This window comes from Paenibacillus gallinarum, from assembly GCF_014836635.1.
Taxonomy (GTDB): domain Bacteria; phylum Bacillota; class Bacilli; order Paenibacillales; family Paenibacillaceae; genus Paenibacillus; species Paenibacillus gallinarum.
Window position 1 is genome coordinate 16,758 of record NZ_JACSQL010000006.1, and the last position, 22,051, is coordinate 38,808.

Genomic DNA, 22,051 nt, shown 5'->3' on the forward strand with positions numbered 1-22,051 from the left:
TGCTTTAATATTGTTTCATCTTGGACCTGATTCGAGGATCGAAAAAGGCATACAAGATGTCGATGAAAACATTGACAATAGAGATCGTAATCGCCGTGTATACAACACCGCCCAATATACCGGGAATATCGGGAATAAACTGTTTATCAACAATGTAACTTCCAATCCCGCTAATGTTGAATACCTTCTCTGTTACCGCAGCTCCCCCAAGCATCCCGCCGAATTGAAGACCAATCACCGTAATAATAGGAATGATGGCGTTGCCTACTGCATGTCTCCACAGTACAACCCGTCGACTAAGACCTTTTGCTTTCGCAGTAATAATATAATCTTCGTGAATGACTTCGAGGGTAGATGATCTAGTCATCCGCGCTACAGCAGCCGTAAGTCCTGTACCGAGTACAACGACCGGCATAATGATGGAAGCCGCATTCTCTGGACTATAGGTGGCGGGCAGCCAGCCCAGTTTAATAGAAAAGTTCAGAATAAAGATGAGCCCTTGCCAGAAGTTCGGGATGGATAGTCCAAGTAGTGCGATAAACATGAACGTATAATCAAAAAATGAATTTGGTTTTGTTGCCGAAATGATACCAACAGGTATCGCAATAAGTACAGAAAAGAAGAGCGAGATGAGCGTAAGTGTCAGCGTAATCGGAAACTTACGTGCAATGCTTGCGGCAACGTCTTCATTCCCTGTATAGGAAGTTCCGAGATCAAACAAAGCAATTCCTTTCATGTTGTTCCATAGCTGGCTAAGATAGCCTTGATCCAGTCCATAAATATGGTTGAAGTTCGCTATCTGCTCTTTTGTTGCACCTTCCCCAAGGATGTTGGCAGCTGGATCAAAAGGTGACATGTAAAGGAGAGTGAAGACAATAACGACAACACCCATAATAACGAAGATCGTCATTACGAAACGTTCCATTACATATTTGGTATACGGATTACTGTAAAGCAGAATCACCATATACATCAGAATGCCTGGAAGAAAAGATAAGATAAGAAACAGTGGGTTATGTACAAGCGTTTGAAAAGTTTGATCGTAGGAAGGCTTATGGAGTCCCCGTTCCTTAAGGCGGAGTCGTATAAGTTCTTCCTGTTTTTCTAGACTGGCATCGTTCGCCCATTTCTCTGCTGTTTCTTGAATCTGTTTAGCAGACCCTGATTGATCGAAAAAGGCATGTTTACGTTCTAATTGCAAAGTGTACCGCTCTACTAACTCATTATAGAAATTGGCTTCATTCAATTCCTGTTGCACTTGAGTTCTGATTTCAGTGGAAATAGATCGATTACGATGTAGTAAATAGTAAAACAAAACAAACAAATGAACCGGAAATCCAACAACAAAGAGAAAGAACGAATAGGCAGGACGAACCCTTATCTTCTTGTAAGTTTCACTAATGATGTCCGATAGACGGAAACGCTCTGTTGAAGGACCAGGCTGTTTTTTTCTCGCAATCTCCAAGGTTATGACCTCCTTTCGGGTTAAATTGCATAATTCCGATCAATATAGTATATTTTATTTACCGCTGTCTAAAAAGTCAATCTTTTCAAGTATAAATTTTACATAGTTTCAAGAAAACATCGTAGGTAGGTGAACATAGTGGACTCTAGTATTTTAAAAGTAAAAGACTTAAGAGTATCTTTTTTAAATCAGGAAAGAGAGTTCGAAGCTGTTAAAGGGGTTAGTTTTGAGCTGAAAAAAGGAGAGACACTTGGCATTGTTGGAGAGTCAGGGAGCGGTAAGAGTGTGACTGCCCGTTCGATTATGCGACTGATTCCCACACCTCCTGCTCATATGAAAGATGGCGAGATACTATTTATGGGTCAAAATTTGGCTCATAAAACAGAGAAAGAGATGGAATCCATTCGGGGAAGAGATATAGGAATGATATTTCAAGATCCGATGACTTCACTTAACCCTACTTTAAAAGTAGGAAAACAAATTGCAGAAAGTTTAAAAAAACATCGCAAATTATCGAGAAAAGAAGCGAAGCAAGAAGCGATTGAAATGTTGAAGTTAGTCGGTATAAGGGATAGTGAGACCAGGTATAATCAGTATCCGCATGAATTCTCTGGGGGGATGAGGCAGCGTGCGATGATTGCTATTGCGCTTGCTTGTCGTCCTACTTTGCTGATTGCTGATGAACCGACTACGGCTCTCGATGTAACGATTCAAGCCCAAATTCTGAATGTCATGAAACATATGCAAGAGAAATTTGGAACCTCTATCATTCTCATCACCCATGATCTTGGAGTTGTAGCAGGGATGTGTGATCGCGTTGTGGTCATGAAGAATGGGGAAGTAGTAGAGACAGGTACGACGGAAGAAATTTTCGAGGAAGCGAAGCATCCTTACACCCAAAAACTTTTACATGCACTTCCTCGTCTAGATGAGAAGAAGAAACCGAAGCCCGCTTCCCTTATTCTTAATACAAGCAAGGAACCGCTGCTCGAAGTAACGGGACTCAAACAATATTTTAATATGGGCAGAGGGCAGATCGTTAAGGCTGTAGATAATATTAGTTTTCATATCGCGCCTGGGGAAACGCTTGGCGTAGTAGGTGAATCCGGTTCTGGTAAGTCGACGACTGGAAGATCCATTTTACGCCTGCATGAACCTACGGCAGGAGAAGTATTATATCAAGGCATGCCGATACATCGTTTGAATGGGAAAGAAATGAAGATGATGCGCAGACATATGCAGATGATATTCCAAGATCCCTATGCTTCGCTCAACCCGAGATTCAAGATTATGGACATTATTGGTGAATCCATGGATGTTCATCATATGAGTGGAAGTAAAGAGGCTCGTAAAAAACGAGTCGAAGAGCTGCTGGATCTTGTGGGTCTGGAGCCTTCTTTTGCAGAACGTTATCCTCATGAATTCTCTGGCGGACAAAGACAGCGTATTGGTATTGCCCGAGCGTTAGCTGTGGAACCTAAATTTCTAGTATGCGATGAGCCCTTATCTGCACTCGATGTATCCATTCAGTCTCAAGTCGTGGAACTGCTTGAAGATTTGCAGCATAAGCTGGGACTCACCTATTTATTCATTGCGCATGATCTGTCGATGGTAAAACATATTAGCGACCGGGTTGCTGTGATGTATGCAGGAAAAATTGTGGAACTTGCGGAAAGTGAAGAACTATACACCAATCCACAGCATGAATATACGAAATCTCTACTCGCAGCCATTCCGGTACCCGATCCAAGAATTGAATCCAAGAAATCTCGCAAACTATTAGAAGAACAAACAAGTGCCGATAAATATAATCTATTACAATCGAAACTCGTAGAAGTCTCCAAAGGTCATTTTGTTGCGATTCCTACGGGATCATAGCTCCTAGCGAACAGGTACAAAGATATGAAATAAGTAACGTTGCAATCCCCTGCCGCATACTTTATTAAATAGTGCTTCAAGTTCTTATCGTGCCGGCTTAAGGGGGTTGTAACTATTGGCGAACGATCGCAAGCCTCCACATAAACGTGCAACACCCAACTCTAGTAAAAGCAAAACTCAAAGCAAAATGCAAAGCAGAGAAAAAAACAATGATAAAGCGGCTCAATCCAAAAGTTTCAAATCTCCGCTAGCGAACTGACATCACTATCAGGTGTGACTCTAGATTATGTGGTTGCTGCACTACTGTTAACCGGAAAACTAACGGTAGATTCATTAACGTTATTTAAAGAGGCAACGGTTGTTATTGGCCTGACAGGAAGATTTTTGACCAAAGATGATTATAAAAAGCTGAATGATATTGTTCAAAACATAAATGACAATCAAGAAGTAGAGATTGGAGAAATCTTAAAGTCGATTAATGTATTGTAATTTACAATGGCAGGGGAGTTCAAGGTGAGTGAAATTGAAGGTTTTGATGGTAAAGGCTTTTCCATTCTCATCATTCTTGGTATTTTAGTCGCTTTATTCTTTTTTGGATCAAATGACATTCAAAAACTGTCTGAAACACCGACAAATGTGGACGAGATTTAGACCAATAACAACGAATAGTTGGAGAAAAAACAGAAGGAATGAGCATGGAACAGCTCTCACTCTTTCTGTTTTTTATTTTACATAAAGTAGCATGATTTTTAATGTATGGATGCTAGAATAATAGGGTATATACAAATATTAACATTATAGGAGGGAAAAGATGGGGACAACACGGAAGAAGATTCGAGGCAATCGCTGGTTTAAATATGTGGTGGCAGCCGCATTAGCACTATCTGTTCAGACAGGATGGTCAGCTGACATTACCAATGTTCAAGCAGAGGGCGCACAAGATCCAGCACCTTATATTCAGGCGAAAGTAGTGAATGAAAATGCGGGTAAGAAGGTGTTGTTCGACAATTCCCATGCACAGACAGCAGGAGCAGCGGATTGGGTCATTGATGGAGGATTTTCCGATTTCGGCAATGCGCTGGCTTCTGATGGATACTATGTAAAAGAACTGCGTAAGTCTACTCCAATTACCCTGTCAGATCTCTCCGATTATGATGTCTTTGTCGTTGCAGAGCCGAATATTCCTTTCAAACAAAGCGAACAAGCAGCAATGGAACAATATGTGGATCAAGGTGGAAGTATCTTTTTTATTGGCGATCATTATAATGCGGATCGGAACAAAAACCGCTGGGACGGTTCTGAGTCTATTAATGGATACCGCAGAGGGGCCTTTACTGACCCAACAAAAGGAATGAGTACAGAGGAGAAAAATTCAGCAGCGATGCAGGGCGTAGTCAGCTCGGACTGGCTTGCTGAGAACTTCGGTGTAAGATTTCGTTACAATGCGCTAGGTGATGTCACGGCGAACAATATCGTTGCTCCAAGTCAATCATTTGGGATAACAGAAGGGGTATCGACGGTAGCCATGCATGCAGGATCGACACTTGCCATAATAGATCCAACAAAAGCCAAAGGAATTGTATATTTACCGAAGACAAATGCGGCTTGGGGCAATGCCGTTGACCAAGGTGTATATAACGGTGGCGGAATAGAAGAAGGGCCTTATGTGGCCGTATCTAAAGCAGGGCTTGGTAAAGCAGCCTTCATCGGAGATTCTTCTCCAGTCGAGGATGCTACTCCTAAATACGTTCGAGAGGAAAATGGCAGTAAAAAAACGACGTATGATGGTTTTAAAGAGCAGGATGATGCGACGCTCTTGGTTAATCTGGTAAACTGGCTTTCCGAAGATGAGGATTACTCCGATTTTACGGAAGTAGACGGTCTTGCACTCGATCAGCCTACAGCTGTGTTGCCGTTTGAAGTTCCGGCTGCTTCTACAGAACCGCAATCAGAACCATGGTCTCAGCCTGCTGCCGGATATAAATGGTGGGATCCTTCAACTTTTAAAGCGGGATCTTACGGAAGTTCCGTAGCAGCTCCTTCCAATCCTTCTTATAATTTTGTTCATCAAAACCAGCTTCCTAACAGCGAAGCTTTCCAAATTCGAGTAGTGGTGAATAATCTTGCGCCAAACAGCACGGTATCTGGGTATAGTGCAGGTATCTATACGACAGGCGGAACACAAGTTGCCAAAGTGCAAAATGCAGACCTGACCTGGCCAAGTGCTTATGGTTACAGTCAGACATTCAGCTTGACGGCGAATAGTAAAGGTATAGCGACAAAGGACATTACTGTACAGATCAAACCAGGTACAACCGGAGCAGCGAATTTGAGGCTCAGATTGAACGGTTCCAATCTGGTGACAACGCCGGTTACGATTGCGAATGTTCCTGCAGAGGCGCTGCCTGATGGCGGAGGTCAGACTCCTGAAATTACACTATCAACGATTAGTGAAGCGAGAACGAAAAACGAGGGAACTCAGGTTATAGTCGAAGGGGTAGTGACGACGCAGCCGGGTACTTTTGGGGGACAAGCTTTTTATTTACAGGATGATACTGCTGGTATATATGTGTATCAAACGCAAAGCGGATTTAATATCGGGGATAAGGTGAAGATAAAGGCGACATTAACCCTATATAATACAGAGCTTGAACTTGATGAAATTGAATCGATTGAAAAAATAGGTGACGGTAGTGTTCCTAATGCGAAACCCGTGGTTTCTTTAGGGGAAGATACACAAGGTCAGTTAGTACAACTGAATGGCGTTACGATTGAAAATGTGGTTAGTGCAACTCCAGCAGGATCATTTGAATTTGATGCGGTAGGGGAGCAAACGAATCATGTGAGAATTGACGCTCGTACGGGGATCACGATGGACAGCTTTCCGTATCAAGCCGGAGATAAAGTGAATTTGACGGGGGTATCGGCTGTTTTTCGCGGAGTATATCAGTTAAAACCTAGAGGACTCAGCGATATTACACTTGCGGAAAGTACGGAACCTGAAACACCTGAAGTACCAGAAGAACCGGAAGAACCTGTTCTCGCTGAAGGTGCACCAGGACAAGCTATACTTTCGAGCAATAACGGACATGACAATGGACTAAATGATGGAAGTTATGAGATTACGATGAATTTATGGTGGGGAAACAACGGGGCAGAATACAAATTATACGAGAATGGCATTCTTATTGATACACAAAAAATCAGTGATCGTACGCCAGAAAGACAGTCTGCTGTGACATCGATTACTGGAAAATCAAACGGCACTTATACCTATACGAGCGAACTGACTAACAGCTATGGTACGACGGCTTCCACTTCAGTTATCGTTGTAGTTACCGATGCAAATCCAGGAAAGGCCGTACTTTCTCATGATAACTGGGATCATGACGGTAACTATAAGGTAGAGATGAATCTTTGGTGGGGAACAAACGCAACTTCTTACCGTTTATATGAGAATGGTGACCTTATCGATACCCAATCATTAAGCGTGCAGACGCCGAATACGCAGCGTGCAGTGTCCGCTATTACGAATCGTTCGGAAGGAACATACGAGTATTATGCAGAGCTTAGTAACGAGTCAGGAAATACAGTAACGGATAAAGTAATCGTTGTTGTAAAATAAAATAAAAGTGCTGATGCCCTGATCGAGGTATCAGTACTTTTTATATGTAAAAAAAAGGATTGACAACCATTTTTACTGTTGTTAAAATAAACGACAGATCAGACAGAATGAATGATGTTTCATTTTGTGAAATGACAATAGAATAGCGAATCGACCAGACAACTGGAGATATCACGCTTTTTTTATTTTTTTGAGGTGCTTTTTCGTTATTGCACTTATAATGCGTTTTGTCTCTCTTTTTTTTACCCATTTATCCTACTAAACAGGTAAGTTTAATTTATATACTCAAGTTAGGGGGTTCTTCAATGACAACCAGTACACTGCGGATCGAGCAGCTGAATAAGGTCTTTCGTGCTCCAACAGGAGATATAGTAGCGCTCCATCAGATTGATCTACAAGTCCGCAAAGGAGAATTCCTAACCATGATCGGCCCAAGCGGATGCGGTAAAAGTACACTTCTCAAAATCATTGCAGGACTCGACACTTCATATGAAGGAAAAGTCTTGCTGAATGAAGAGCCCATTACGGGACCAAGTATTCAAAAAGGATTTATTTTTCAGGAGCCGCGCTTATTTCCTTGGCTGAATGTAGAGAAGAACATTGCCGGGAATTTATCACTGAAAAAACCGGAGGTCCGCAAGAAGGTATCTGAACTAATCGAACTTGTTCGTTTGGAAGGTTTTGAACAATCTTATCCTAGAGAATTATCTGGAGGCATGGCGCAGCGTGTGGCGATTGCAAGAGCACTGCTTCGTGAGCCAGACGTGCTTTTGCTCGATGAACCTTTTGGAGCACTGGATGCTTTTACAAGATCTCATATGCAGGAAGTGCTTTTAGATATCTGGCAGAGAAATCGCACAACCATGATATTCGTTACTCATGATCTCGATGAAGCTGTTTTCCTGGGAGAAAGAGTTGTTATTATGAACCCGAGACCTGGCCAGATCCGAACCATTCAGCCCATTGATTTACCATTCCCACGGAAAAGAACGGGGCCTTCATTTCAAGAGCTGAGAGCAAAAGTGCTGCGAGAATTCGAAAAAGGGGAAGAACCTGAACTCGATGCGGGAGCAGGGATATAAACCGGTAATGTCACTATTGAACCTAGAGGAGATTAGGAAATGAATATGAAAAAGAGCGTATGGTCTTTTACATTATTATTGGTGGCTTTACTAATGATTGCGGGCTGCGCGAAAGATACAGAAGAGAGCAGCGGAGCAGAAGGAACAAAAGATTCGGTCGTTCGGATTGGAGTTCAAGGCAGCGGAGGTTTATTTGGGAAGGCACGCGAAGAACAGTGGTTTGAGAAAGAATTTGCTAAGCATGGAGTTACCGTAGAATGGGCGGAATTTCAAAGCGGTCCCCCGATGACAGAGGCAATGGCCTCGAATCGACTTGATTTTGCGGGACTTGGGAATATGCCGATTATTGCAGCACAAGCAGCAAATATTTCTTTTAAAGTAATCTCTCAAAGCCTGGAAGGGAAAAACAATGTGGCTATTATTGTACCGGCAGATAGTCCGGCCCAGTCCATCAGTGACCTCAAAGGTAAGAAAGTGGCAGTTACCAAAGGAAGCAATGCATTTAACTTTTTATACAGAGGTCTGAATGCAGAAGGAATCCCCGCCTCTGATGTGGAGGTCATTCAGCTCCAGCCAGATGAGACTCAGCCCGCTTTTGAATCGGGAAGCGTTGATGCCTGGGCAACTTGGGATCCTTATATCACGCTGAACACACTAACGGGCAAAGCAAAAATCCTAACCGATGGTGAGAAGCTCGGGATTTTATCTCCTTCTTTTAATATCGTACGCAAAGATTTTGCTGACAAAAATCCAGACCTCGTCACCCTATACTTAAAAGTGCTGAATGATGCACTCGCTTGGGAGAAAGAACATGAAGACGAGGCAATCCAAAGATATGCGGATGAGCGGGGCATTCCTGTCGATGTGATCAAAGGTACTCTTGATCGAGCTAGACAGATTAACATTCCGGTCAGTGATGCGATTATAGAAGAACAGCAGAAAACAGCGGACTTTCAATATGAGCAAAAAACGATTCGTAAAAAGATCGACGTAAAGAGCGTATTTGATAATCAGTATATCGAAAAAGCACTTCAGCCCTAAAAGGCAGATGTGAAGAAACGGGGTGTTTTTCATGCTTCAAAACAGTGTTAGTAAATTAGCGAAGAAGCGGGAGGGCCCCCGCGAATGGTTTCAGAAGAAAGACCGAAGGTGGAAAATAAGGTGGATTAACATCGCTTTAGGATGGTCTGTACCATTACTTCTAATTGCAATATGGCAGATTGCGGGTTCACTAGGCTTACTTAATCCCGTGCTTCTCCCGACACCAAGTGTCATTTGGAATGAACTGGTTGCCATGACTCTTTCCGGTGAATTAGCTTCAAACCTCGGCATTTCAGCAGGGAGAGCCTTTCTTGGATTCATTATAGGAGGAGGGCTGGGACTTGCAGCAGGAGTATGGGTCGGTTTTTCCTACCGGGCAGAGCGGCTTGTTGATCCTTCTCTGCAGATGCTGCGGACGTTGCCACATCTAGCAATCGCCCCTTTGTTTATTTTATGGTTTGGTTTTGGGGAGACTTCAAAAATTTTATTGATTGCAAAGGGAGCCTTTTTCCCGCTTTACGTTAATACGTTTCTTGGAATACGTTCGGTAGACAACAAACTTTTTGATGTTGCCCGAGTCCTGGAGTTCAGCAGATGGGAGCTGATCTGGAAGTTAATTGTGCCGGCGGCACTGCCTAATATTTTTCTCGGTATCCGTTTATCCATTGGGGTCGCATGGCTTGGACTCGTTGTGGCTGAACTCATGGGTTCGAGTTCCGGTATTGGATACATCATCAATGATGCTCGGTCATTTTCTTTAACATCGGTTGTGTTCGTCGGTATTATCGTATTTGCCGTCGTTGGAAAATTGTCTGATTCCTTAATTAGATGGCTGGAACATCGCATGCTTTCATGGCAAGACAGTTACAAGGGAGGTGGGCGTTCGTGAAAGCTGATTCCATTAGGAGGAAGCAGATCCGCTCTAAGGACTGGCTTGAGTACATTCCTGCTCCACTTCATGCATGGGTGCTTCCCATCCTGCTTGTAGCCGTATGGCAGGCTGCGGGAAGTCTCCAACTCATTGCGCCCAATCTGCTTCCGACTCCGGTTGCAATTAGTAAACAGTTTTTCAGTCTGGTACAAAGCGGCACGCTGTGGGAGCATTTTGCAATCAGTACATTTCGTGCGTTATCGGGCTTTTTGTTAGGAGGACTTACGGGGTTATTTCTTGGACTATTTACGGGACTTGGAAAAATGGCAGAACGAACACTAGACCCTTCCGTTCAAATGCTGCGGACCATTCCACTGTTATCACTCATTCCGCTATTCATCCTGTGGTTTGGAATTGGGGAGTTTTCGAAAATATTAATGATTTCTTTGGGCGCTTTTTTCCCGGTGTATGTGAATACATTTCTCGGGATTCGAAGTGTAGATGTAAAGCTGTATGATGTATCCCGGATTTTTCAGTATTCAAAAATTCAATTACTGACCCGGTTAATCCTGCCAGCTGCACTTCCTAATATTCTGTTAGGTATTCGATTAGCACTTGGCGTAGCGTGGCTGGTACTGGTGGTTGCAGAGATGATGGGAACGAGCAGCGGGATCGGATATATGATTCAAGATGCTAGAGCGTACTCACAAACAGATATCGTATTTGTAGGCATTATTATTTTCGCTATCATCGGAAAGCTCTCTGATTCTATCGTCCGTATGCTGGAGTCAAGACTTCTTCGCTGGAGAGAGACTTATAAAGGATAATACATTCCAAATAAATAGCAGAAGGGTTGTTTAACACATGGGACAAAGAAATGAACAGATGCATCTAGGCGCTTTTATTTATTATACAGGACATCATCATGCAGGCTGGAGACATCCAGATTCTGGTGTGGAACAACTATTTGATATTGAAATGTACAAAAAAATAGCACAGACAGCCGAAAGAGGAAAGTTTGATATGATGTTTTTTGCTGATTTGCTATATGTTCGGCAAGTGGAGTATGCCGCTTCAGGTATGCTCGATCCGATTACTTTGCTGTCTGCGCTATCCATGGTTACAGAGCGAATTGGTCTTACGGCAACCGTATCGACGACTTATAATGAACCTTATAATGTAGCGCGTAAATTTGCTTCCCTTGATTATATCAGCGGAGGGCGAGCTGGCTGGAATATCGTAACCTCTCAATTGGATATAGAAGCACATAATTATGGCAGACCCGAACATCCGGAGCATGGTTTACGGTACGAAATGGCGAGTGAGTTCGCAGGTGCGGTTACTTCGCTATGGGATACATGGGAAGATGGAGCACTTGTGCTCGACCGTGAGAATGGAAAATTTGCCGATGGATCAAAAGTGAAAGAAGCTGATTTTAAAGGGAAATTCTATTCGACCAAAGGACCGCTCAATGTACCTCGTCCACCGCAAGGTTATCCAGTACTTATTCAGGCAGGTTCTTCTGAACCAGGACAAGAATTTGCTGCTCAGTATGGAGAAGTGATCTTTACCGCGCAGCAATCGATCAAGGCAGCGCAACGTTTCTATCAGCAACTAAATGAGAAATTGGTGCAAAGTGGACGTAAAAAAGGTACGCTGAAAATTATGCCGGGCCTTTCACCTATTTTAGGAGCAACAGAAGAAGAAGCTCAAAGAAAATATCAGGAACTTCAAGACTTGATCCCTGTAGAAACAGCGGTCATGGCGTTATCTGGTTTCCTCAATTATGATCTGAGTGGGTATCCAGCAGAGGGCCCACTTCCAACTGATATTCCTGATCCGGTAGCTGCTTCGAATGGTATGAAGAGCCGAGTGAAGTTGTTCTTGGAAATGGCTTATGAAGACAAACTGTCAATCCTTGATCTGGGAAGAAAGATACTGAGTAGTCGCGGACACATGCAATTTGTGGGAACGCCTGAGCAGCTAGCAGATCTGATGGAAGAATGGTTTGATTCCTATGCTTGCGATGGATTTAATATTATGCCTCCGGTTCTTCCAGGGGATCTGGAAGATTTCGTGAATCTGGCCATTCCAGTTCTGCAAAAACGAGGTTTATTTAGAGAAGAATATACAGGTTCTACGCTCAGAGAGCATCTTGGTCTAGAACGTCCTGAGCTTGGACATTTTAAGCCAAAGCCTGAGCTGAGTGTAGGTGTGAATTAAAAGAAAATCTTCAATTGTAGTTTACTTTTTTTACAATTTCACTTACAATTATCTATAAATTTTATAGATAAAAATTAAGACCCCACTTTTTATTGTTTTCGTGTTTCCAAAAACAATAAAAAGTGGGGTTTTTGCGTGGGGGGAAAGGTTTGTTTCAGTTATTGAAGAATTCGATGTACATATTTTTAGGAGCATGTTCATTTGGGATCTTGTCCACAGTCATTAAACTGGGATATGAAAAAGGGTTCACGTTTCAACAATTGACACTTGGACAATTTGGGACCGGGTGGATTTTACTGCTTATTCTGATGCTTTTATTCTCTAGAAAGAAAGTGAGTCTGAAACAGTTTATCCGTCTTGCAGGAGTTGGCACCTGTACCTGTCTGACAGGAATCTCTTATTATCTGTCACTAGAAAGTATACCCGCGTCGATTGCGGTCGTACTACTATTTCAATTTACATGGATTGGTGTCCTCATTGAGGCGATCGTAACTAGGAGGCGGCCATCAACGGCAACACTGGTGTCTGTCATTCTATTATTTATAGGAACCATCTTGGCAGGAGGAATCATTGGAAATGAATCACTTGAGCTAAATCTAAAGGGGACGTTATTTGGTTTAGCAGCTGCTGTGACGATGGCACTGTTTGTTTTCTTTAGCGGCAGAGTAGAGGTTCAAATGTCACCGATTACAAGAAGTTTTTACACATCGACAGGCAGCTTATTGCTGCTTCTCACGATCTTGACACCCAAAGTAGTACTCGAAGTATCGTTTGCTGATGGATATTGGTTATTTGGGCTTATATTGGGAACCTTTGGGGTGGTGTTACCTGTATTGCTGTTTGCACTCGGAGCACCGAAAATAAGTACGGGGCTTGCTACCATTCTAGGAGCAGGAGAACTACCCGTTGCTGTTATTGCCTCCGTCTGGGTATTGCAGGAGTATGTATCCATTGTTCAGTGGATCGGAATTATAATTATATTATTTGGAATTATTTATCCTCAAATTTTCGGAAGAAATCAGAATCAGAATCAAAATGAACCTACGGCAGTCCAATAGAAAAGATGAGAAGCGAAGGGGATTGAATACTGTGATTAATTCCCGAAATACATCATATGAAAAATACGTCAATAAAAAGGACCCTCATCAATGAGAGTCCTTTTTTCATGAATCAGCAATTCAAAAGATATATCTTACCTATCTTACTTAACAAGGCTGTTAAGTATATCAACAATCATTTGGGAGTTCGCTACAGCACCTGTGTATAGCCAGCTGGTATCTTTACCAAATTCATATACATTTCCGTTTTTCACGGCCGGAATATTCTTCCATAGATCATCGTTCAATGCTTCACTACCTGTGTCGGAGTCACTGTTGATCAGGAAGAGGTGGTCGGCATCGAGTTCAGCGAGTTTCTCTAGGGAAACAGGGAGCCAGTTACCCGTACCGGTAGTTGAAATCTCTTTTACTACTTCTGGTACAGTAAGACCTAGGTCATCATACATTACAGTACCGCTGGATAGATCTTGACTAACCATATAGAACTGTTTTTGTACAAGCCAGATTGCGGCAGCGGATTCACCCGGTACAGCTTCAGCGAGTTTCTCTTTAGCTTCGGCTGCTTTCGCATCATAATCATCGAGTACTTGCTGTGCTTCTTTATCTTTACCTAGAACCTCTCCGATTTTCAGGAGTTCTTCTCTCCAGTCATTGTTCTCTTCACTACCAATTACATAAGTGGGTGCAATCTTGGAGTATTGTTCGTATTTATCCCCAGCAGCCATATCGGCAGAATCCATAATGATCAGGTCTGGTTCAAAGCTTGCCACTTCTTCAAATGGCAGATCATAAGAGATCGTTGGAACCTCTTCAAGTTCCGTTTGGAGATATTCTTGGATTCCGTTCGCAACAGACCATTGTGCAACTGGTTTTACACCGAGCGCAACGAGATGATCTTCAAGGTAGGAAGCAATAATTCGCTGCGGGTTAGCAGGAATAACAACTTCATGTCCCACGGCATCCGTTACGGTACGTTCTTGAGATGTATTTTGTGCATCGGTTGCAGGAGTTTCTGCATTTGTATTCGGTGTAGTATTATTAGTAGTATCTTCGTTTGTTCCGCAAGCAGATAAAAATGCGGATACGACGAGCAAGCTCGACAGTAAAGTCATTAGTTTTTTCTTTCTCATTATTGTGGTTCCCCCTAGTTATCTATCTATATACATATGAATGATAACAATTCTCATTATCAAAATCAATTCTTTTTTTGTTACATATTTGTATACAAGGTGTACGATTGATAGAGCTGAGATGTTTTATAGGATTACGTGTTCACTCCTATTTTATACGGATCTATTGAAATAGTTATAGAGAGGAAGTAAAGTATGACGCCTCATTTTGTACTGGTAGCAAGTGTGTCGATTGTAAGTCATGGTAAGTTGCTAATGATCGAAGAGAATAAGCCGGGTGAAGTAGGAAAATGGAATTTTCCATCAGGAAGAGCAGAACAAAGTGAACCTATACTCGGTGCTGCTCAGCGTGAAGTAAAAGAGGAAACGGGTATCGATGTAAAGCTTACTTCTACAACAGGTGTTTATAACTTTACAAGTCCAACAAATGACCAAGTGATTTTGTTTCATTTTATGGGAGAGATGATAGGTGGGTCGCTACAACTTCAAGAAGAGAGTATTACAGATTATAAGTGGATTGAACCAAGTCATCTTTTAGAGATGGATCTTGGTCGATTGCGAAATGGGCAGATTTTGAAACAAATTACACAAAATATAATCAAGGAGCACTTTTATCCGCTTTCGATCATACATGAATAAGTAATGGTGAGGAGGCATGCTCGGGAATTGAAATGATAGAATCTAAACGAAAGGATCTAAACAATAGAATCTATTCCATGCAGCATCGTCTAATTGCGGGAACCAAACTACTAGCTTGCCCTTAAGGAGGATGAATAAGGATATGAATGATTTATTGAATCCATATTTTTTAAGAGAACTCCAGATATCGCCTGAAAGTCATCACGATCGTTTAACCTACCCGTTTAACATCGCAGCGATTCGTAACCTGAAAACATTGAAATTTCACCCTAAAGTTACTTATATCGTAGGGGAAAATGGGATGGGAAAATCGACTTTACTTGAAGCCATCGCCATTGCATCAGGATTTAATCCCGAAGGCGGAACCCGTAATTTTCAGTTTGCTACAAGAGAAACACATTCTAATCTACATGAACGGATCAGACTCATTAGAGGAGGGGCTAAACCAAGAGATGGTTTTTTCTTTCGAGCTGAAAGCTACTATAATGTGGCTTCTTACATAGATACTTTAGACGAAGAGGGGGGCTTTGGTCCACCTCTCAAAAATTCGTATGGCGGAAAATCATTACATGAGCAGTCCCATGGGGAATCATTTTTTTCTGCTTTTCTGAATCGATTTGGTGGATATGGTCTTTATATACTGGACGAACCGGAAGCAGCATTGTCACCAATCCGGCAAATGTCCATGCTTGCCCGTATTCATGAGCTTGTAAAAAGCAGAAGTCAGCTTATTATCTCCACACATTCTCCTATTCTTATGGCTTACCCAGATAGTATCATCTACCAATTATCAGAGCAGGGCATTGACAAAGTTAGGCTAGAAGAGACAGATCATTATGTCGTGATGAAACAGTTTATGAATCACAAAGAAAGTATGCTGAGTGAGTTATTTGACGAAGAGTAATGAAGAAATCAACTGCATCCAATAAGGTAGAATCCTACTGTTCAAAGCCAAAAGACAATCTTTTTCATTATGAAAAGGATTGTCTTTTTTGTTAGAAGAAGCCGGAAACATGGCGAAAAAAATGAGGAATTAAGGTGCTGAAAAATTCTTAATAGAAGAAAAACAACTGGTTTTCCGAATGGCAAGCCTATTATTTTTAGAAAAATGAAAGAGAAGATATAAGTTAATTATTATAATATTTCAATATATGAAAAATTCATAATAATAAATCTAATTACCGTATCTATGATACGTACCTCTTTATAATTAACTTTCAATGAATCTATTTCAGATGTTTTGTATCAAAAGAAAATTACAGAAATTACAATCGAAAAGCAATCGAAAAACAACCCTTTTTATAAAATAGGATGGAAAAATATCACTGAAATAAAGTGTTTGACAACATACGTAATGACGATATATTATAGTTTAGTTAAGTGAACTAAACTAATGGGCGAAGGGAGTTGAGAAGGTAATTGGAGGATTATCGAAAAGTGGTAAAAAGTATGAACCATATGTTGGATGAATTCAATGTACTCATTACCAAGGAGTTTAAAGAACTGGATGATTTTCATCTCACCTCACAGCAAGAAGTCGTCCTGATTTATATATCTCGCCGTGATCGGGTGACTGCAGCACAGATTGCTCAAGAATTTGATATTACGAAAAGCGCGGTGAGCCAAGTACTTACGAAGTTAGAACAGCAAGATTTGATTGCGAAGATTGTGAATCCTGACAACAGACGTGAGTCATTTATTGTGTTAGGTAAACAAGGTATGAGATTTATGGATACGTTAGAAGATATTGATGATCAAATGATTGAAAAGTATTACTCCAAAGTTAAAATTGAAGATTTAATTCATATGACAAACACAATGGAAGAAATCAATCAAGTGATTAAAAAAAACAAGAAGTAAAAGAAGTAGATAATAACAACATAGGTTACTACATGATGGAGGAAGAAATATGTCTTTAATGTTAAGGAATAGAGGAGCTATCCTGCTTCTAATGATAAACATCTTCTTAATATTTACGGGAATTGGACTCGTTGTTCCAATTATGCCGACTTATATGGACTTACTGCAAATCAGCGGAAGTATCGTTGGACTTCTGGTAGCAGCATTTTCATTTACACAACTTATATTCTCACCGCTTGCGGGAAGATTATCAGACAACTGGGGACGCAAAAAAATAATTATCATCGGTATGCTTATATTCGCGGTATCGGAGCTAATCTTTGGTCTTAGCAGTACTGCATTTTTCCTATTTGCTGCACGTATGCTCGGGGGAATTGGGGCAGCACTCATTATGCCAGCAGTTATGGCTTATACGGCAGATGTTACATCAGGAGAAGAACGCGGCAAGGGAATGGGATTAATCAACGCTGCGATTACCACAGGTTTCATTATTGGACCTGGAATCGGTGGATTCATTGCTGAATATGGAATCAGGGTCCCATTTTATGCAGCAGCTGTAGCAGGAACCATTGCAGCAATTGTCACCCTGATCGTGTTGCCAGAATCAAAACCTCAAGTTGATGGTGATCAGGTGAAAGAGGTCGTGAAGCTTCCAAAACAAAATCTGCTCACTCAGCTCGCTAATTCTTACCGTGAACCCTATTTCCTAGCACTTGTTATTGTGCTTGTCGCATCCTTTGGGCTTGCCAATTATGAGACTGTATTCGGTCTATTCGTAGATCAGAAATTTGGCTTCACTGCAAAAGATATCGCGGTTATTATCACCTTTGGTTCGATCGCTGGTGCTATCGTTCAGGTGACCGTATTTGGATGGATTTTGAACAAATTTGGTGAAAAAAATGTCGTCTCATTCTGTCTATTAATGGCAGCACTCTTTATTGTTCTTACCTTATTTGTTCATCAGTATTGGATGATTCTGCTCGTTACATTTGTGGTCTTCCTGGCTATTGATATCCTAAGACCGACGATCAGTACTCAGATGTCTAAGATGGCCATGGAACAGCAAGGTTATGTGGCAGGTCTTAACTCTGCATTTACAAGTATGGGTAATATTTTAGGACCTATCATTGCCGGAGTTCTGTTTGACGTTAATCTGAACTTCCCTTACGTTTCTGCCGGAATCGTATTGTTCTTATGCTTCCTTCTTTCACTGAGAGCAAGGAAAGATGAACGGATTCCAGGGCTTAAAGAGTCAGGCGTTTAAACAAAAAAACGATCATTACAATATAAATATAATCTTAAGATTTAAGCTAAGCTTAAGATAATAAAACGAAAAAAGGCACCGCATATATATATGTGGTGTCTTTTTTGTGTTTAAAAAAAGACTGCTATATTTCAGTGTTACGCATTATTTATCAACTGCAGCCCAATCCGCTTACATATGGAAACATAAACTATAGATAAGAATCAACCTAGTATTTTTAGGAGGGTTACATTTATGGTAAAGAAGAAAATCCCCAAGCAAGCGCAAGGATTTGTACCGGCACGAGTATTGCAAAATACAGCAAAAGTGATGTATCCATTTTACAGGGCGATTGCATTCCATAAAAAATATGCGGATGGGTGGAGTAAAGCGGTGATTACAACTGATCTTGATAAAATGGTTCAGTTACTCACCAAAGTTTCGCCTAGAGCGAAAGGGCTTTTCCTTGGATCCAATGGCATCGGTTATTTCATTGGTTTTCCTGTTAAAAATCCATATTTAGAATTTTCTAACGGTACGACGATCACTCCCGGAACTACCCAGTTTACTTATGATTCTAAAATTCATCAGGCCATCTCGCGCGCTGTCCTCCCTTTTTATTATAAACTTGCGAGGGATCGTTCATTTGCAGTCAGATTATCGAATGCAGTAAAAAGTGGAAATGAGCAAGTTGTTCGATGTTTAATTCGTTCTTTTGTACACACACCGGCACTCATTTCTGTGAAAATGGATCTGGATGGGCCTGGAATATCCCTTGATTTTAAATATAAATCTTCAAAATTCATTTACCGAAATCTGTTGTTTATAGATCAGGCGTAAGAAATGAAGAGATAGCAGGGTGAAGTAGCTCTCGAAACGAATATATTAGGTTATGACTTTATCATATTCTTTTGGGAGGTAATACATAAAGATGATTCCAGTAGAGACTCCGATTCGCATCGATCAGAACAAGATCAATAAGATAACAAACCATATTCTTCAGAATGAACAAGGAAAAATCAAAGAATGGACATGTACGCCTATTACGATAGATCAGCTTAATTTCGTTACTGGCGGTGTCTACCGTGTAGCAGGGAAAACGGAAATAGGCAGTGGAATTATGCGGCAATGGTCTTTGATTATTAAAATCGTCATTGCCGATTCTACGCGAGATGACCCAAGTCATTATAACTATTGGAAACGTGAAATTTTGGCATATGAATCGGGTTTACTTGATCAGTTACCCGGTAATTTTATAGCACCAGAGTGTTATGAGATGGAAGAAAAAGCCGATGGCACGGTTTGGTTATGGCTTGAAGATATGACAGGTGAGATAGCAATTTGGAAGAAAGAGAATTATGCTTACGCAGCTGCCAAATTAGGAGAATTTCATGCCGCATATGTGAATGAGAAATCACTGCCGCAACATGCTTGGATCAACCAATATTGGATGCGTTCCTGGATACGGGAATGTAATAAATACCGGAATATGCCCTTAAGGCAAGAAATGAATCAGATGAATCTAAGCAACGAAGTAATGAACATTATTGGTAAATATGAGCAGTTCGAAAGAAAACGCAATGAATACTTAATTGCTTTGGAAAGTCTTCCGAGAACATTATCACACCAAGATTTTGATGAGTTTAATGTCTTGTACCCTAATAAGTATCAAGAAGAAGACAAGCTCGCTGTGATTGATTGGCAATTTATCAGTATTTCAGGAGTTGGAGAAGATCTGGGCCGCTTTCTAGGTCTATCGATGAGCCGAGGTAATGTGCCGATTGACAGGCTCAGTGAATATCGAGATCTAATTTTTACATCATACATAGATGGACTTAGGAAAAATGGATGGAATGGGAACGAGGAAACGGCTAGACTCGGTTACTTACTTTCTTTTGCTTTCCGATCTATATGGGAAATTCCTCTTATGTTAAGACAGCTGCAGCAAGGTAAGGATTCATCAGAGAGCAAGCGTATGATTTGTATTACCAAGCTTCAGATGGATTCGGTAGAACAAGCAGAACGACTTGGGATTTTAAAAATGGTACAATGAAAACTGAAGAGTGCATTTGTAGGGGCCGCGTAGACCGCGGCTTTTTATATGAGTCTGATTATGAGAGAATAAACATCAAAATAGGTTAATCATATCGAAGTTAGGATGAATGCTAATGAAGATTTTACTTGTTGAAGACGATAAAACGATAGCTTCTGGACTGGAATATTCATTGCAGCAAGATCAATATCAGACGGTGCTGTGTTATGATGTCGCATCTGCAGTTCAGGTGTTAGATCATCAGTTATCCGAGCTAACGTTATGTATTTTTGACTTGTCACTTCCCGACGGCAGTGGATATGAACTGTGCAAGATCGTAAAAGAGCGGAGTGATATCCCTGTCATCTTTTTAACAGCTATTGATGATGAGGTTAATGTTGTGATGGGCCTAGATATGGGGGCCGATGATTATATAACAAAACCTTTTCGAATTCGGGAATTACTCTCGCGGATTAAATCCGTCTTACGGCGATATCAAAAACAAACGCAAACTCAATCTTATATTGAACTCGATAATGTAAAGATTAATACGCTCGAAGGAAAGGTGTATAAAAATGGAGATGAGGTTCTGCTGACCGCACTGGAATATCGTTTATTACTTATATTTACGAATCATATTGGTCAAGTTCTATCTAGAACGCAGCTCTTAGAACGGATATGGGATGTAGCAGGGGACTTCGTAAACGATAATACGTTATCAGTATATATTAAAAGGTTGCGAGAAAAGCTAGAAGATAATCCACAAGAACCGAAGCTGATCAAAACCGTGCGCGGTTTAGGATATAAGGTTGGTGATTAGGATGTTCCGAAATAAAGAAATACGAATGTTACTACTGACCATGTCTTCGTTCAGTCTGATTGCTGTTATCACTGCACTAGTGATTTCGAGAGAAACCGCATGGATCATCATGGTTACGGCAGCAGTACTCATCACTTGTAGTATATTATATACTCGGTACCGATACCGAGAGATTGCAAAGTTATCAAGCTATCTGCGTGAAATTACAAGCGGCAACTATTCACTGGATGTACGTGATAACGAGGAAGGCGAGCTTAGCATTCTTAAGAACGATATCTATAAAGTAACCCTCATGTTATCGGAGCAACGGTCTCTTTTACAAGAAGATAAAATAAAACTGACCAATGCGATCTCAGACATATCTCATCAGCTCAAAACACCGCTTACCTCCATGACGGTCATGGCCGATTTATTAAGTGATCCAGATCTTGATCGAAGCAAAAGAATAGAGTTCGTACGGAATATCAGTATCCAACTTGATCGAATCGGTTGGCTTATTTCTGCATTGTTGAAATTTTCAAAAATAGATGCAGGCACAGTTCAATTTAAGAAGGAACGTATTAAGGTAAGCGAGTTAATTCAGAAGTCAATTGAGCCTGTACTCGTTCCGATGGATATCAAGGAACAAAGACTCCTTATCAATGGAGAAGACTCCACTTTCTTTCTTGGTGACCTGAACTGGACGTCGGAAGCGATAATTAATATTTTGAAAAATGGAGTTGAACATACGCCAGCAGGCGGAGAAATCACGATATCATACGCTGAAAACGTACTTTTCACGGAGATTATAATCTCTGATAACGGAAAAGGAATACCAAAGGATGAAATTCCTCATCTATTTAAGCGGTTCTTTAAAGGAAAACAGGCAAGTGAAGACAGCGTAGGAATTGGTCTTGCACTCGCGCAAAGTATTATTACGAGTCAAAATGGAACGATTGATGTAAAAAGCGAGCTTGGAGCGGGAACCGAGTTTCAGATTAAATTTTATAAACAAAGGATCTGAAGCATTATAAAATTCATCTTTATAAAGAGGATAGAACTTGACTCGAATATCGCATTTCTTCTGCTTAGTTATCCTTAAGTG

At 41.1% G+C, this 22,051-nt stretch carries 20 protein-coding genes; 18 read left to right on the forward strand and 2 right to left on the reverse strand.

The features are described 5' to 3' along the window. Positions 1-4 precede the first annotated feature (4 nt). Entirely contained in the window at positions 5-1,459 is a 1,455-nt protein-coding gene (locus tag H9647_RS13805) for an ABC transporter permease (RefSeq protein ID WP_318245318.1), read from the reverse strand. 144 nt (positions 1,460-1,603) lie between these two features. On the opposite strand from H9647_RS13805, the gene H9647_RS26165 reads away from it, so the two are divergent. The 10 genes from H9647_RS26165 (at position 1,604) to H9647_RS13855 (ending at position 13,243) form a co-directional block, all read left to right on the forward strand. Further along, a complete protein-coding gene (locus H9647_RS26165) occupies positions 1,604-3,343 on the forward strand; it encodes an ABC transporter ATP-binding protein (protein WP_191800885.1) in 1,740 nt (579 codons plus the stop codon). Positions 3,344-3,631: 288 nt separating this feature from the next. Next, positions 3,632-3,832 (forward strand): hypothetical protein, encoded by a 201-nt coding sequence (locus H9647_RS13815; RefSeq protein WP_191800887.1) that lies wholly within the window; start codon positions 3,632-3,634, stop codon positions 3,830-3,832. Between the two features lie 24 nt (positions 3,833-3,856). Next, entirely contained in the window at positions 3,857-3,994 is a 138-nt protein-coding gene (locus tag H9647_RS13820) for a hypothetical protein (RefSeq protein ID WP_191801408.1), read from the forward strand. A 160-nt stretch (positions 3,995-4,154) separates the two neighbouring features. Continuing rightward, positions 4,155-6,968, forward strand: a complete 2,814-nt coding sequence (locus tag H9647_RS13825) for a DUF5689 domain-containing protein (RefSeq protein ID WP_191800889.1) — start codon at positions 4,155-4,157, stop codon at positions 6,966-6,968. Positions 6,969-7,273: 305 nt separating this feature from the next. Then, entirely contained in the window at positions 7,274-8,050 is a 777-nt protein-coding gene (locus tag H9647_RS13830) for an ABC transporter ATP-binding protein (protein WP_191800891.1), read from the forward strand. 39 nt (positions 8,051-8,089) lie between these two features. After that, positions 8,090-9,091, forward strand: coding sequence for an aliphatic sulfonate ABC transporter substrate-binding protein (locus H9647_RS13835; RefSeq protein WP_191800893.1), 1,002 nt, complete (start codon positions 8,090-8,092; stop codon positions 9,089-9,091). Positions 9,092-9,122: 31 nt separating this feature from the next. Continuing rightward, on the forward strand, positions 9,123-9,980 hold the full coding sequence (locus H9647_RS13840) for an ABC transporter permease (RefSeq protein WP_191800895.1): 858 nt from the start codon (positions 9,123-9,125) through the stop codon (positions 9,978-9,980). After that, positions 9,944-10,789, forward strand: a complete 846-nt coding sequence (locus tag H9647_RS13845) for an ABC transporter permease (protein ID WP_191801351.1) — start codon at positions 9,944-9,946, stop codon at positions 10,787-10,789. The genes H9647_RS13840 and H9647_RS13845 overlap by 37 nt, the downstream gene beginning before the upstream one ends. Before the next feature lie 37 nt (positions 10,790-10,826). After that, the gene (locus H9647_RS13850) at positions 10,827-12,185 is read left to right on the forward strand and encodes an LLM class flavin-dependent oxidoreductase (RefSeq protein ID WP_191800896.1); all 1,359 of its coding nucleotides are present in this window, start codon (positions 10,827-10,829) and stop codon (positions 12,183-12,185) included. Positions 12,186-12,358: 173 nt separating this feature from the next. Then, positions 12,359-13,243 carry an EamA family transporter gene (locus tag H9647_RS13855; RefSeq protein ID WP_191800899.1) on the forward strand — a complete coding sequence of 295 codons (885 nt, stop codon included), beginning with the start codon at positions 12,359-12,361 and terminating at the stop codon, positions 13,241-13,243. A 143-nt stretch (positions 13,244-13,386) separates the two neighbouring features. Here H9647_RS13855 and H9647_RS13860 read toward each other — a convergent pair whose 3' ends face one another. Continuing rightward, positions 13,387-14,373: an iron-hydroxamate ABC transporter substrate-binding protein gene (locus H9647_RS13860; protein ID WP_191800901.1), complete on the reverse strand. Its 987-nt coding sequence runs from the start codon at positions 14,371-14,373 to the stop codon at positions 13,387-13,389. A gap of 195 nt (positions 14,374-14,568) precedes the next feature. Between H9647_RS13860 and H9647_RS13865 the strand changes: the two genes are divergently transcribed. The 8 genes from H9647_RS13865 to H9647_RS13900 all read left to right on the forward strand — a co-directional run bounded on the left by H9647_RS13865 (position 14,569) and on the right by H9647_RS13900 (position 21,970). Next, positions 14,569-15,012 carry an NUDIX hydrolase gene (locus H9647_RS13865; RefSeq protein WP_191800903.1) on the forward strand — a complete coding sequence of 148 codons (444 nt, stop codon included), beginning with the start codon at positions 14,569-14,571 and terminating at the stop codon, positions 15,010-15,012. 142 nt (positions 15,013-15,154) lie between these two features. Continuing rightward, positions 15,155-15,916 (forward strand): AAA family ATPase, encoded by a 762-nt coding sequence (locus H9647_RS13870; RefSeq protein ID WP_191800905.1) that lies wholly within the window; start codon positions 15,155-15,157, stop codon positions 15,914-15,916. 545 nt (positions 15,917-16,461) lie between these two features. Then, positions 16,462-16,872 carry a MarR family winged helix-turn-helix transcriptional regulator gene (locus tag H9647_RS13875; protein ID WP_191800907.1) on the forward strand — a complete coding sequence of 137 codons (411 nt, stop codon included), beginning with the start codon at positions 16,462-16,464 and terminating at the stop codon, positions 16,870-16,872. Positions 16,873-16,921: 49 nt separating this feature from the next. Then, positions 16,922-18,136 (forward strand): MFS transporter, encoded by a 1,215-nt coding sequence (locus H9647_RS13880; protein ID WP_191800909.1) that lies wholly within the window; start codon positions 16,922-16,924, stop codon positions 18,134-18,136. Between the two features lie 234 nt (positions 18,137-18,370). After that, the gene (locus H9647_RS13885; RefSeq protein ID WP_191800911.1) at positions 18,371-18,955 is read left to right on the forward strand and encodes a hypothetical protein; all 585 of its coding nucleotides are present in this window, start codon (positions 18,371-18,373) and stop codon (positions 18,953-18,955) included. 91 nt (positions 18,956-19,046) lie between these two features. Then, the gene (locus H9647_RS13890; protein WP_191800913.1) at positions 19,047-20,168 is read left to right on the forward strand and encodes a phosphotransferase; all 1,122 of its coding nucleotides are present in this window, start codon (positions 19,047-19,049) and stop codon (positions 20,166-20,168) included. Positions 20,169-20,283: 115 nt separating this feature from the next. Beyond that, the gene (locus tag H9647_RS13895; protein WP_191800915.1) at positions 20,284-20,967 is read left to right on the forward strand and encodes a response regulator transcription factor; all 684 of its coding nucleotides are present in this window, start codon (positions 20,284-20,286) and stop codon (positions 20,965-20,967) included. Between the two features lies 1 nt (position 20,968). Then, positions 20,969-21,970: a sensor histidine kinase gene (locus H9647_RS13900; RefSeq protein ID WP_191800917.1), complete on the forward strand. Its 1,002-nt coding sequence runs from the start codon at positions 20,969-20,971 to the stop codon at positions 21,968-21,970. Positions 21,971-22,051: the final 81 nt, after the last annotated feature.